This is a genomic window from Pseudomonas sp. SMN5, assembly GCF_052041925.1.
Lineage (GTDB): Bacteria > Pseudomonadota > Gammaproteobacteria > Pseudomonadales > Pseudomonadaceae > Aquipseudomonas.
In genome coordinates, this window is sequence record NZ_JBKGGX010000014.1 from 51,794 (window position 1) to 64,618 (window position 12,825).

The following is a 12,825-nucleotide window of genomic DNA, read 5'->3' on the forward strand; positions in this document are numbered from 1 at the left end:
GCCGGGATCAGAGCGCGCCGGAAACTTGCTTGAAAGGGGGAGAACTTTTGCGAAAAGCCCGAGTCTATGTTTGCAAGCCTGGTCAATTAGTAATGCCAGCCTCCTTCGAGCTCATCGAGGAGTGTTCATGCTAACCCAGGAAGAGGATCAGCAGCTGGTCGAACGCGTGCAGCGCGGCGACAAACGAGCGTTCGATCTGCTAGTGCTGAAATACCAGCACAAAATTCTCGGGTTGATCGTGCGTTTCGTGCACGACACCCATGAAGCCCAGGATGTCGCCCAGGAAGCCTTCATCAAGGCGTACCGGGCACTTGGTAATTTTCGCGGGGACAGCGCGTTTTATACGTGGCTTTACCGCATCGCCATTAACACGGCGAAAAACTATCTGGTTTCACGCGGCCGTCGGCCGCCGGATAGCGATGTGAGTTCTGAGGATGCCGAGTTCTACGATGGCGATCATGGCCTCAAGGATCTCGAATCACCGGAACGAGCGTTGCTGCGGGATGAGATCGAAGGCACCGTCCATCGGACCATCCAGCAACTGCCCGAAGATTTGCGTACGGCTTTAACTTTACGTGAGTTCGACGGTCTGAGTTACGAGGACATTGCGAGCGTCATGCAATGTCCGGTGGGTACCGTGCGCTCCCGGATCTTCCGCGCCCGGGAGGCCATCGACAAAGCCCTGCAACCGTTGTTGCAGGAAAACTAAAGACAGCGGCGATAGCCAAGAGAGGAACGCCATGAGTCGTGAAGCCCTGCAGGAATCGCTGTCCGCAGTGATGGATAACGAAGCGGACGAACTGGAATTGCGTCGGGTATTGAATGCCTTCGACGATGTTGAAACCCGTGAGACCTGGGCGCGTTACCAGATCGCCCGGGCTGTCATGCACAAGGACCTGCTGCTTCCGCGTCTGGATATCGCTGCGGCCGTTTCCGCTGCATTGGCTGATGAAGCCGTACCGGCAAAAGCGTCTCGCGGACCATGGCGTAGCCTGGGTCGCCTGGCAGTTGCCGCTTCGGTCACCGTAGCCGTACTGGCCGGTGTGCGCCTGTACAATCAGGACGAGATTGCCGGCGTGCAGATGGCGCAGCAGTCCAACCAGCCTGGCTTGGCTGCTCCACAGGTCAAGGGCCCGGCAGTCCTGGCTGGTTACAGTGAAGGTTCGGAAGCGGCAGGTCCGATGGTCAACGGTGTCTTGCAAGGCCAACCTGGCTGGCATGATCAGCGTCTGCCCAACTATCTGCGTCAACATGCGCAGGAAGCCGCCTTGAAAGGCAGCGAAAGCGCACTGCCCTATGCTCGTGCAGCCAGCCTGGAAAACCGTTAAGTAAGGAGCACCATTGCGCGCCATACCTCTGTTCACGCTTCTGCTGGGTGGCTGGTGTGCGTTGCCAGCCTATGCCGATGAGGCTCAAGACTGGTTGAGTCGTCTGGGCCAGGCCGAGCAACAGCAAAGCTTCCTGGGCACCTTCGTATACGAGCGCAACGGTAGTTTCTCTACCCATAACATCTGGCATCGCGTCCAGGATGGCAAAGTCCGCGAGCGGCTACTCCAGCTCGACGGCTCGGCACAGGAAGTCCTGCGCATTGATGGACATACTCAATGCGTCAGCGGCTCCCTGGTCGCGGGGCTGAGCAATCCCCCCGACAGCAGCGCTCGTACGCTCGATCCGCAAAAACTCAAGAATTGGTACGACCTTGCCGTCATCGGCAAGTCGCGTGTGGCTGGGCGCCAAGCGGTTATCGTGGCCCTGACGCCCAAGGACCAGCATCGCTATGGCTTTGAATTGCATCTGGACAAGGAGACCGGGCTGCCGCTCAAATCCTTGTTGCTCAGCGACAAAGGTCAGTTGCTTGAGCGTTTCCAGTTCACACGCCTGAACATCTCTGTGCCCACCGATGGCGACCTTCAGGCCAGCGGCGATTGCAAGGCTGTCACGCAGGCGCCCGGCAAGGTTGCCAAGACCAAGGTCGCCTGGCACTCGGACTGGCTCCCGCCGGGCTTTGAACTGACCGGCAGCGATTCGCGTAAAGACCCCGACACCCAGGTTCAGGTCAGCAGCCTCATGTATGACGATGGCCTGGCGCGCTTCTCGGTATTCCTGGAGCCGTTGAACGGTGCCAACGCCACCGATACCCGTACACAACTTGGCCCCACGGCCGCAGTGTCTCGTCGACTCACGACGCCTCAGGGCGAAATGATGGTCACGGTGGTGGGCGAGATTCCCATCGGCACGGCGGAACGGATCGCGCTGTCGATGCGCTCTGACGTGGCGACCCAGTAGTTTGTCGCGTGGAGGGTTCGGTTATGCAAGAGGCTGTCTACGCCGGGGCTTGATCGAAATGCCGAAACTTCCTGTCAGTATTTTCATTTGCAAAACTTCAGGTTTTTTTCTATTAGGTCAGAGCCGCACGGCTCTGGCCTTGCCTGTTTTTCCGGAACAGAAATACCGGCGTCTCGTTCTGCGGGTATTCCTGGCTCCATATCGCTTAACCATGCTCGTCGTAACGGGAGCCGTATGTCGATACCACGTTTGAAATCCTACCTATCCATCTTTGCCACCGTGCTGATGCTCGGCCAGGCTGTTCCTGCCATGGCGGACGAGCTACCTGACTTTACGCAACTGGTCGAGCAGGCTTCGCCCGCGGTTGTCAACATCAGTACGACGCAGAAGCTGCCGGATCGCCGTGTGTCGGACCAGCAGATGCCGGACCTGGAAGGCCTGCCGCCGATGCTGCGCGAATTCTTCGAGCGCGGAATGCCGCAGGCGCCGCGCTCGCCCGGTGGTGGTCGCCAGCGTGAAGCGCAATCGCTGGGGTCGGGCTTCATCATTTCGCCTGACGGTTACATCCTGACCAACAACCATGTCATCGCCGACGCCGACGAAATCCTGGTGCGTCTGGCTGATCGCAGTGAACTCAAGGCCAAGCTGATCGGTACCGATCCACGTTCCGACGTGGCGTTGTTGAAAATCGACGGCAAGGATCTGCCTGTGCTCAAGCTGGGCAAGTCCCAGGACCTGAAGGCCGGCCAATGGGTCGTGGCCATCGGTTCGCCGTTCGGTTTCGACCACACCGTGACCCAGGGGATCGTCAGCGCCATCGGTCGCAGTCTGCCGAACGAAAACTATGTACCGTTCATCCAGACCGACGTGCCGATCAACCCGGGTAACTCCGGCGGCCCGCTGTTCAACCTGGCGGGCGAGGTTGTAGGCATCAACTCGCAGATCTATACCCGCTCCGGGGGCTTCATGGGTGTGTCCTTCGCAATCCCGATCGATGTTGCCATGGACGTTTCCAGCCAGCTGAAAAGCGAAGGCAAGGTCAGCCGCGGTTGGTTGGGCGTGGTGATCCAGGAAGTGAACAAGGACCTGGCCGAATCGTTCGGGCTGGAGAAACCGGCCGGTGCGCTGGTGGCGCAGATCCAGGAAGGCGGTCCGGCGGCCAAGGGTGGGCTGCAAGTGGGTGATGTGATCCTGAGCATGAACGGTCAGCCAATCGTCATGTCTGCCGACCTGCCACACCTGGTCGGCGCGCTCAAGGCGGGGGCCAAGGCCAACCTGGAAGTGATTCGCGAGGGCAAGCGCCGGAACGTCGAATTGACCGTCGGCGCCATCCCGGAGGAAGGCAAGGAACTGGATTCGCTGGCCAAGTCCGGCGCCGAGCGCAGCAGCAATCGTCTGGGCGTGGCCGTGGCCGAGCTGAGCGATGAGCAGAAGAAGGCCCTGGAGCTGCAAGGCGGCGTGGTGATCAAGGAAGTGCAGGATGGCCCTGCCGCGCTGATCGGCCTGCAGCCGGGCGACATCATCACGCACCTGAACAATCAGGCTATCGGCTCCGCCAAGGAATTCACCGATATCGCCAAAGCCTTGCCGAAGAACCGCTCGGTCTCGATGCGGGTTCTGCGCCAGGGGCGTGCAAGCTTCATTACCTTCAAGCTGGCCGAATGATCGGCTGGTGATGCAACGAAAACCGCCTCGAGAGAGGCGGTTTTTTTATGCGTGGTGAAGGGGACCGAGCACTACCGATAGATTGAGCAGCCCATGACCCCTGTGGGAGCGAGCTTGCTCGCGATAGCGGTCGATCAGCTGGCGAAGAGGGTGATTGGCTCACCGCTATCGCGAGCGAGCTCGCTCCCACAAGACGTTCGGTGCCAGGTCCGCGAATGCTCTGTTTTCCATCACCCCATCATGTCCTTGACCATCCGCTCCTGCTCCATGAGCTCCCGCTGGCGGGCATCGATGCGTGACGAAAGTGGGAAGTTCGTGCCGGCCCGCCGTTTGGCAAAGTCCAACTGCTGGATCGCCTGACGGTAATCGCCCACCAGGGCGAAGTACTCGGCCCGCGCCTGGTGCAAGCCGATGATGTTGCCCGACAACCCGCGAGTCTCGGCCACCATGTACCAGACATCCGGATCGTCCGGACGGGTCTTGAGCAGGTTTTCCAAGGCTTTCTCGGCGTCTGCGGGGCGGTTCTGCTTGAGCAGCAGGTCGACGCGTACCTGGTTGAGCGGATAGTTGCCGGGGTATTGGCTCAGCATCCGGTCGACGCGAGACTGGGCATCGGCCAGCTTGTTGCTGGTGATGTCCAGGTCGACCTGGGCCAGGTTGTAGATGATCTCGTTCGGCGATTTGGCGAGCAGCGGCTTGAGGTTCTCGCGGGCTTCATTGAGCTGGCCGCCCTTGATCTGCGCAATCGCCAGGCCATAGCGGGCCACGTCGTTCTTTGGATTTTCATCCAGTTGCGCCCGGAAGCGTTTGGCACCCAGGCCCGGGGTTTCTTCATAAATCAACTGGACCCGTGCGCGGATCAGTTGATAGCGCATGCTGTCCTCGATGCCCCCCGGCTTGGCCTGTTCGGCGCGGTTACGGGTGTCGGCGATCCGCGATTCGGTCACCGGGTGCGTCAGCAAGAACTCCGGCGGCCTGGCGTCGAAGCGATATTGGCGCATCAGGCGCTCGAACATTGTCGGCATGGAGCGTGGATCGTAGCCGGCCCTCTCCAGGTTCAGGATGCCGATGCGGTCGGCTTCCTGCTCGTTCTGGCGAGAGAAGCGCCGCTGTTCCTGGATGGCCGCGGCCTGGGTCCCGGCAATGGCGGCGATCCCGGCGTCACCGCCACCGGCCGCGGCGATCACGATACCGGTCAGCAGTGCGGCCATCATCGGCACTTGCATGCGTTGCTGGGCTTCGACGCCACGGGCGAAGTGGCGCTGCGACAAGTGGGCCAGTTCGTGGGCCATGACCGAGGCATATTCGCCTTCGGTCTGGGCATTGAGGAACAGCCCGCCGTTGACCCCGACGATGCCGCCGGGCGCGGCGAAGGCGTTGAGCTGCGGGCTGTTGATCAGGATGAACTCCAGGCGCCGGTCATTGACCTGGCTGGTTTCCACCAGTTTGTAGACGCTGGTTTCCACGTAATCCTTGAGCTGCGGGTCGTTGAGTTGTGAAACCTGGCTGCGCAGCAAGGCCAGCCAGGCGCGACCCAGCTGGTGTTCCTGTTCTGGCGAGACGATGGCAGAACTGGCGTCGCCGAGTGACGGCAGGTCGTCGGCGAAGCCCGGTGAGGCAAGCAGGCAAGCGAGCGTCAGCAGGGTGGGGCGCAGAAATGTCATGCACGAAGCCTTAGTCGACAAAGACCTTACTGTAGCCGGACACCGGGCTCGGGACCAGATATTCTAGGCGGCCCAACGACCTGCGCGGAGCGAACCGATGACCGATGCTGTAGCCCACGATGCCGAACTGGACGCCAGCGGCCTGAACTGTCCGTTGCCGTTGCTCAAGGCCAAGTTGGAACTCAATCGCCTGGCCAGCGGCGCTGTGCTCAAGGTCACCGCCACGGATGCGGGCTCCCAGCGCGACTTCCGCACCTTTGCCCGGTTGGCCGGTCATACGCTGCTGCGCGAAGAAGATGACAACGGCGTCTACCGCTACTGGCTGAAAAAAGCCTGAATCATCCCAGGCGTTTCTTAAGGATTTTTTGATGTTCAAAGTGTTACGCGACTGGATCCAGCGCTACTTCTCCGATGAAGAAGCGGTGGTCCTGGCGGTGCTGCTGTTCCTGGCCTTCACTGCGGTGCTCACCCTGGGCGGCATGCTGGCGCCGGTGCTGGCGGGCATGGTGCTGGCGTACCTGATGCAAGGGCTGGTCACTACGCTCGAGCGTCTGAGGCTACCCGGCACCGTGGCGGTCGGGCTGGTGTTCGCGCTGTTCATGGGCTTGTTGGTAGTGTTCATGGTAGTCGTCGTGCCGTTGCTCTGGCATCAATTGGTGACCTTGTTCAACGAGCTGCCGGGCATGCTTGCCAAGTGGCAGTCGTTGCTGTTGCTGCTGCCCGAGCGCTATCCGCATCTGGTGTCCGATGAGCAGGTGCTGCAGACCATCGAGGTGGCGCGTGGCCAGATCGGCAAGTTCGGTCAGTGGGCGCTGACGTTTTCGCTGTCGAGCCTGCCGTTGCTGGTGAACATCATGATCTACCTGGTGTTGGTGCCGATCCTGGTGTTTTTCTTCCTCAAGGACCGGGAGATGATCGGGCGTTGGGTGCGGGGCTACCTGCCTCGGGAACGGGCGTTGATCACGCGGGTGGCCCAGGAGATGAACCGGCAGATCGCCAACTACATTCGCGGCAAGGTCATCGAGATTTTCATCTGCGGCGGCGTGACCTATATCGGTTTCGTGGCGCTGGGGCTCAACTACGCGGCCTTGCTGGCGTTGCTGGTGGGGATTTCGGTGGTGGTGCCTTACGTCGGCACCGTGGTGGTGACCGTGCCTGTGGCCTTGATTGCGCTGTTCCAGTGGGGCTGGAGCGATCAGTTCATTTACCTGATGGCGGTCTACGGGATCATCCAGACTCTGGACGGCAACGTGCTGGTGCCGCTGCTGTTCTCCGAGGCGGTGAACCTGCATCCGGTGGCGATTATCTGCGCGGTATTGCTATTTGGCGGGTTGTGGGGATTCTGGGGGGTGTTTTTTGCCATTCCCCTGGCGACACTGTTCAAGGCGGTGCTGGATGCGTGGCCGAGCAAGGAACCGGTGGTAGCGCCGTTATTGTAGTGGTTTTATCGGTTGAGGCTGATGGCCTCATCGCGAGCAGGCTCGCTCCCACAGAGATCTCTGCAGCAGCACAGATCCAGCTCCCAGAGGGATCTCTGCAGCAGCACAGATCCAGCTCCCACAGGGATCTATGTAACAACACAGATCCAATGTGGGAGCGAGCCTGCTCGCGATAGCGTCAGAACCAACAATGAAAATGTCTCAGGCCTTGTTGAGCGCCTGAGCCGCGGCCAACACCGCATCCACATGCCCCGGCACCTTCACGCTACGCCATTGCTGGCGCAGCACGCCATTCTTGTCGATCAGGAACGTGCTGCGATCCACGCCCAGGTATTCCTTGCCGTAGAGCTTCTTCAGCTTGATCACATCGAACAACTGGCAGACGGCCTCGTCCTTGTCGCTGATCAGCTCGAACGGGAACTCCTGTTTGCACTTGAAATTCTCGTGGGACTTGAGGCTGTCCCGGGAGACACCGAACACCTCGGTGTTGGCCGCCTGGAACTGCGAGTACTGGTCACGAAAACCCTGGCCTTCGGTAGTGCAGCCGGGAGTGCTGTCCTTGGGGTAGAAGTAGATCACCACCTGCTTGCCCTTGAGGGCGGCGAGGCTGACGGTCTGCCCGCTGGTAGCGGGGGCCTGGAAATCGGTAACCGGCTGGTCGATGGCAACGGCCATGAACGCTTCCTTACATTGGGTTTTGTGGGCGCCACGGTTCGATCAGGGCATCCAGGTTCATCGCGTCGGCGAAATCCAGGAACTGATCGCGCAGCCAACTGATCTGGGTGCCGGCCGGCAGGGTCACGGTGAACGTGGCGTTGAGCATGGTGCCGCCGGTCTGCGGCGCCTGGTAGGTGTCGCAGGTCAGGTTTTCCAGCTCGACGTGGTGATCCATGAAGAACTGGCACAGCTCGTTGATGATGTCCGGGCGGTAGGCCGAGCTGACGTAGGCCACATAGGGCAGCGCCTGGGGACGGTTCTCCAGCGCGGCGCTACGCACCACGTTGACCGTGAAGGCGTGCTTCTTGGCCAGCACGGGCAAGCTGCCTTCCAGGCGGGCCAGGGCGTCCCAGCTACCGGAAATCTCGAGCACCAGCGCGCTGCATTCGCCATGGCGGGTCAGGCGTGAGGTCACGACGGCGCAGCGGTTTTCATGGCTGGCGCGGCACAGGACGTTGGTCAGCTCCATGGGGTTGGCGCCAAGGGCACTGATGACAAGGAATTGTTCGCGGACTGTGGGGGTGGACATGCAGCATTCCTAAAGCGATGAGCGGTCGGCGCCTTGCGGCTCGACACGGCGCCAGGCCCGCGTGGAACGTACGGCTCAAGCCCTGTGCCGGGGTTGCGCTGCATTCCTGAAGGCGGGAATGCACCCGGACAAACGCAGGATCGGGGCTTGTGGCGACGAAAACGAAGGCTTGGAACCGGCTGGTGAGCTTATCGGTACCGATCAAAGCCTGAAGGGTAGCGAAAACCATCGCCAAGGGGAATGGTAGTTCGCTTGTACAAGCATCTTGGCGCCAGTACCATTACCGCTCTCTTTTTCCGGCAGGAGCGGTTTCATGATTGCGGGCAGTATGGTGGCACTGGTCACACCCATGGATGCACAAGGGCATCTTGACTGGGCCAGCCTCAGCAAACTCGTGGACTTCCATCTTGAGAACGGCACCCATGCCATTGTCGCTGTCGGCACCACCGGCGAGTCGGCGACCCTCGACGTCAATGAGCACATCGAAGTCATCCGTGCCGTGGTCAAGCAGGTCAACGGTCGCATCCCGGTCATCGCCGGCACCGGCGCCAACTCGACCCGTGAAGCCATCGAGCTGACCCGCAACGCCAAGGAAGCCGGCGCCGACGCCTGCCTGCTGGTCGTGCCGTACTACAACAAGCCGACCCAGGAAGGCTTGTACCAGCACTTCAAGCACATTGCCGAAGCAGTCGACATCCCACAGATCCTCTATAACGTTCCCGGCCGCACCTCCTGCGACATGCAGGCCGAGACCGTGATCCGCCTGGCCAGCGTGCCGAACATCATCGGTATCAAGGAAGCCACTGGCGACCTGAAGCGTGCCAAGGCCATTCTCGATGGCGTCAGCAAGGACTTCATCCTGCTGTCCGGCGACGACCCGACCGCAGTAGAACTGATGCTGCTGGGTGGCAAGGGCAACATTTCCGTCACCGCCAACGTCGCTCCGCGCGAAATGGCCGACCTGTGCGAGGCCGCGCTCAAGGGCGACGCCGAGACCGCACGGGCCATCAACGAAAAACTGATGCCGCTGCACAAGGACCTGTTCATCGAAGCCAACCCGATCCCGGTGAAGTGGGCGTTGGTGGAGATGGGCCTGATGCACGAGGGCATCCGCCTGCCACTGACCTGGCTGAGCACAACCTGTCATGAACCGCTGCGGCAGGCCATGCGCCAGTCCGGCGTCCTGGTTTAATTGAGGAAGTACAACGCATGAAGCGAATGGCCGGACTTTCCGCACTTGCCTTGATTATCTCCAGCACCAGTGGCTGCGGGTGGATCTGGGGGCCGGAGGGTTACTTCCGCGACCGTGGTAGCGATTACCTGCAAGCGCAACAGACTGCACCGATGCAATTGCCACAAGACGTCAACGTCGCCAAGCGACTGGATCCGCTGCTGCCGATCCCGCGCAACGTCGCCGACGACAGCGTCAAGGGCGAATATGTTGTTCCACGTCCGCAACCGCTGTCGGCCATTGCCGATGCCAGCGACTACACCTTGCAGAAGAGCGGCGACTCCAGCTGGGTCATGGGTCAGCATCCACCGGCCGAAGTCTGGCCGGTGGCGATCCAGTTCTTCCAGGACAACGGTTTCCGCTTGGACGAACAGCGTCCGCAAACGGGCGAATTCACCACCACCTGGCAGCGTGCCGATGAGCTGTCCGCCGCCATGGCCAAGCGCCTGAGCGCCGCCGGTGTCGCTTCCGACAGCGAAACCCGCGTGCGGGTGCGCATCGAGCCGGGTGTGCAGCGCAACACCAGCGAAATCTACGTGGTCAGCGCCGAGCGTCCTGCCGGCAGCACCGCCGACGTAGCGTTCACCAACCGTTCGGTCAATACCGGCCTCGACGCCGCGCTGGTGGACGACCTGCTTGCCAGCATGAGCCGCACCGCCGAGCAGGGCGGTTCCGTCTCGATGCTGGCCACCCGGGACTACGATACGCCGAGCCGCGTCAGCCTGAGCGAAGACGGCAGCGGCAACCCGGTGCTCAACGTCGGCTCCGACCTGGACCGGGCCTGGTCGAGTGTTGGCCGTGCATTGGAACAGGGCGAGTGGCGGGTTGAAGACATTAACCGCAGCCTGGGCCTGTACTACATCAACCTCGCCGAAAAGGCCGAGAAAAAAGACGAGAAGCCTGGCTTCTTCAGCGGTCTGTTCGGCAGCAAGCCGGACAAGGAAGAAGTCGAAGCCCGCGCCGAGCGCTATCAGGTTCGCCTGAGCAAGGTGGGCGATAGCGTCCAGGTGACCGTCGAGAAGAACATCAATACCGTGGCGCCGGCCGATGTGGCGCGTAAAGTGTTGAGCGTGATTCAGGACAACCTGGGCTGATCCGATGCGTTTTGCCGTTCTCGGCAGCGGTAGCCAGGGCAACGGCACGCTGATCGCCAGCGCTGGCACATACGTGCTGGTCGATTGCGGTTTCTCCCTGCGGGAAACCGAGAAGCGCCTGTTGCGCCTGGGTGTGCACCCGGCGCAACTGAGCGCGATACTCGTGACCCACGAACATGCCGACCACGTGCATGGCGTGGGTTTGCTGTCTCGGCGCTACAATCTGCCGGTGTACCTGAGCCGAGGCACCCTGGGTGGCCTGCGCAAACCCATCGAGCCAGCGGGTTTCGTGGCCGGTGGCGAGCAATTGCGCATTGGTGCCCTGGATATCAGCGTGGTCAGCGTGGCGCACGACGCCCGGGAGCCAACGCAGTACGTGTTCAGCGACGGCGAGCGGCGTTTCGGCTTGCTCACTGACCTTGGGTCGTATTGCGACCGGGTCATGGACAGTTACCGGGACCTCGATGCCTTGATGATCGAGTCCAACCACTGCCGCGACATGCTGGCGCAGGGTTACTACCCGTACTTCCTCAAGCAGCGCGTGGGTGGGGAGCACGGACATTTGAACAACCACCAGGCGGCGTACCTGGTGGCCGAGTTGGGCTGGCAAGGCCTGCAACACCTGGTCCTGGCCCATCTGAGCAGCAAGAACAACCTGCCGCAGCTGGCCCGGCAATGTTTTGTCGACACCCTCGGGTGCGACCCGGACTGGCTGCAACTGGCCGATCAAGATTCAGGGCTCGACTGGCGACATATCGCCTAGCCCACTACTTAGCAAGCGGAGCCCATCATGGAAAAACGTGAAGAACTCTACCGCGGCAAAGCCAAGTCGGTTTACAAGACCGACGACGCCGACCGCTTGATCCTGCTGTTTCGCAACGACACTTCGGCGTTCGACGGCAAGCGCATCGAACAGCTGGACCGCAAGGGCATGGTGAACAACAAGTTCAACGCCTTCATCATGCAGAAACTCGAAGCCGCCGGCGTGCCGACCCAGTTCGATAAGCTGCTGGGCGACAACGAATGCCTGGTCAAGAAGCTGGACATGATCCCGGTCGAGTGCGTCGTGCGTAACTATGCCGCCGGCAGCCTGGTCAAGCGCCTGGGCGTGGAAGAGGGCATGAAGCTCAACCCCTACACCTTCGAACTGTTCCTGAAGGACGACGCCAAGGGCGACCCGTTCATCAACGAATCCCACGTCGTGGCCTTTGGTTGGGGCACCGCCGAGCAACTGGCGCGCATGAAGGAGTTGTCCCTCAAGGTCAACGAAGTGCTGACCAAACTGTTCGACGACGCCGGGCTGCTGCTGGTGGACTTCAAGCTTGAATTCGGTGTGTTCAGCGACGGCTCCATCGTCCTGGGCGACGAATTCAGCCCGGACGGCTGCCGTCTGTGGGACAAGGACACCATGAAGAAGATGGACAAGGACCGCTTCCGCCAGGGCCTCGGTGACGTCATCGAAGCCTATGAAGAAGTCGCCCAGCGCCTGGGTGTACCGCTGTAATCGACGCAAGCATCTGATAGCGCGGAAAAAAATTCGCTCGGGGGTTCGCTTCCGGCGAATGTGCTGGTATGATGCGCGCCACTGGAGAGATGCCGGAGTGGCCGAACGGGACGGATTCGAAATCCGTTGTACTGGCGACAGTACCTAGGGTTCAAATCCCTATCTCTCCGCCACTATACGAAAAGCCCCGTAGACTTAGGTCACGGGGCTTTTTTGTGGAAGAAATTCTATATAGAGATTCTACGTAATAACTGTCGTTACAGGCACTCTTTGCGCTGCTACGGTGTCAGCAGCCAGTTGCACCAGTTCTACATCAGGTCCCTCACCCCGGATTGAGAATACGGAGGGATGACCAGCATCAGCATCTTGACTTTTTGTATCCAACTGGATACTGTCCACCCATGAATTATCTCATTCAGCAAACGCAGACGTTTACTGCTTGGCATTCATCGGTTCGTGATCTGCGAGCAAAAATCGCAATCGCCCGCCGCATTGATCGCGCCGCAGCAGGTAACCTGGGCGATGTGAAACCTGTCGGTGATGGTGTTTCAGAGTTGCGTGTGGATGTAGGCGCTGGCTACCGGGTTTATTTCACCATGCGCGGTGGAGTGGTCATCGTGCTACTGGCTGGGGGCGACAAGTCTTCACAGAGTGCTGATATCCGGCGAGCGAAGAAATTGGCAAAGGAAATTTGAG

Annotated in this window: 14 protein-coding genes and 1 tRNA gene; 12 read left to right on the top strand and 3 right to left on the bottom strand. The window is 60.6% G+C overall.

Features of this window, described 5'->3' with window-relative positions; all coding sequences use genetic code 11:
- Positions 1-127: 127 nt before the first annotated feature.
- The 4 genes from rpoE (at position 128) to ACLEJR_RS15710 (ending at position 3,951) form a co-directional block, all read left to right on the top strand.
- Complete coding sequence (gene rpoE, locus ACLEJR_RS15695) at positions 128-709, top strand: RNA polymerase sigma factor RpoE (RefSeq protein WP_003172477.1); 582 nt, start codon at positions 128-130, stop codon at positions 707-709.
- Between the two features lie 31 nt (positions 710-740).
- Positions 741-1,328 carry a sigma-E factor negative regulatory protein gene (locus ACLEJR_RS15700; RefSeq protein ID WP_440797505.1) on the top strand — a complete coding sequence of 196 codons (588 nt, stop codon included), beginning with the start codon at positions 741-743 and terminating at the stop codon, positions 1,326-1,328.
- 13 nt (positions 1,329-1,341) lie between these two features.
- Positions 1,342-2,286: a MucB/RseB C-terminal domain-containing protein gene (locus ACLEJR_RS15705; RefSeq protein ID WP_440814936.1), complete on the top strand. Its 945-nt coding sequence runs from the start codon at positions 1,342-1,344 to the stop codon at positions 2,284-2,286.
- Between the two features lie 285 nt (positions 2,287-2,571).
- Positions 2,572-3,951, top strand: a complete 1,380-nt coding sequence (locus tag ACLEJR_RS15710; RefSeq protein ID WP_440815028.1) for a DegQ family serine endoprotease — start codon at positions 2,572-2,574, stop codon at positions 3,949-3,951.
- Between the two features lie 230 nt (positions 3,952-4,181).
- Here the strand turns inward: ACLEJR_RS15710 and ACLEJR_RS15715 are convergent, their stop codons facing one another.
- Complete coding sequence (locus ACLEJR_RS15715; RefSeq protein WP_440797511.1) at positions 4,182-5,615, bottom strand: M48 family metalloprotease; 1,434 nt, start codon at positions 5,613-5,615, stop codon at positions 4,182-4,184.
- Positions 5,616-5,712: 97 nt separating this feature from the next.
- Between ACLEJR_RS15715 and ACLEJR_RS15720 the strand changes: the two genes are divergently transcribed.
- Together ACLEJR_RS15720 and ACLEJR_RS15725 are read left to right on the top strand one after the other, a co-directional pair.
- A complete protein-coding gene (locus ACLEJR_RS15720) occupies positions 5,713-5,952 on the top strand; it encodes a sulfurtransferase TusA family protein (protein ID WP_025212368.1) in 240 nt (79 codons plus the stop codon).
- 31 nt (positions 5,953-5,983) lie between these two features.
- Entirely contained in the window at positions 5,984-7,054 is a 1,071-nt protein-coding gene (locus ACLEJR_RS15725; RefSeq protein ID WP_440797513.1) for an AI-2E family transporter, read from the top strand.
- Between the two features lie 201 nt (positions 7,055-7,255).
- Here ACLEJR_RS15725 and ACLEJR_RS15730 read toward each other — a convergent pair whose 3' ends face one another.
- Complete coding sequence (locus tag ACLEJR_RS15730) at positions 7,256-7,729, bottom strand: peroxiredoxin (RefSeq protein ID WP_440797515.1); 474 nt, start codon at positions 7,727-7,729, stop codon at positions 7,256-7,258.
- A 10-nt stretch (positions 7,730-7,739) separates the two neighbouring features.
- Entirely contained in the window at positions 7,740-8,300 is a 561-nt protein-coding gene (locus ACLEJR_RS15735) for a glycine cleavage system protein R (protein WP_003184325.1), read from the bottom strand.
- 313 nt (positions 8,301-8,613) lie between these two features.
- On the opposite strand from ACLEJR_RS15735, the gene dapA reads away from it, so the two are divergent.
- The 6 genes from dapA (at position 8,614) to ACLEJR_RS15765 (ending at position 12,824) form a co-directional block, all read left to right on the top strand.
- Positions 8,614-9,492 carry a 4-hydroxy-tetrahydrodipicolinate synthase gene (gene dapA / locus ACLEJR_RS15740; RefSeq protein WP_440797518.1) on the top strand — a complete coding sequence of 293 codons (879 nt, stop codon included), beginning with the start codon at positions 8,614-8,616 and terminating at the stop codon, positions 9,490-9,492.
- Between the two features lie 17 nt (positions 9,493-9,509).
- Positions 9,510-10,625, top strand: a complete 1,116-nt coding sequence (gene bamC / locus ACLEJR_RS15745) for an outer membrane protein assembly factor BamC (RefSeq protein WP_440797519.1) — start codon at positions 9,510-9,512, stop codon at positions 10,623-10,625.
- Between the two features lie 4 nt (positions 10,626-10,629).
- A complete protein-coding gene (locus ACLEJR_RS15750; protein ID WP_440814938.1) occupies positions 10,630-11,388 on the top strand; it encodes an MBL fold metallo-hydrolase in 759 nt (252 codons plus the stop codon).
- A gap of 27 nt (positions 11,389-11,415) precedes the next feature.
- Positions 11,416-12,129, top strand: coding sequence for a phosphoribosylaminoimidazolesuccinocarboxamide synthase (purC, locus tag ACLEJR_RS15755; RefSeq protein ID WP_440814939.1), 714 nt, complete (start codon positions 11,416-11,418; stop codon positions 12,127-12,129).
- 83 nt (positions 12,130-12,212) lie between these two features.
- Positions 12,213-12,302 (top strand) — tRNA-Ser (locus ACLEJR_RS15760).
- A 228-nt stretch (positions 12,303-12,530) separates the two neighbouring features.
- Positions 12,531-12,824, top strand: a complete 294-nt coding sequence (locus ACLEJR_RS15765; protein ID WP_072409894.1) for a type II toxin-antitoxin system RelE/ParE family toxin — start codon at positions 12,531-12,533, stop codon at positions 12,822-12,824.
- Position 12,825: the final 1 nt, after the last annotated feature.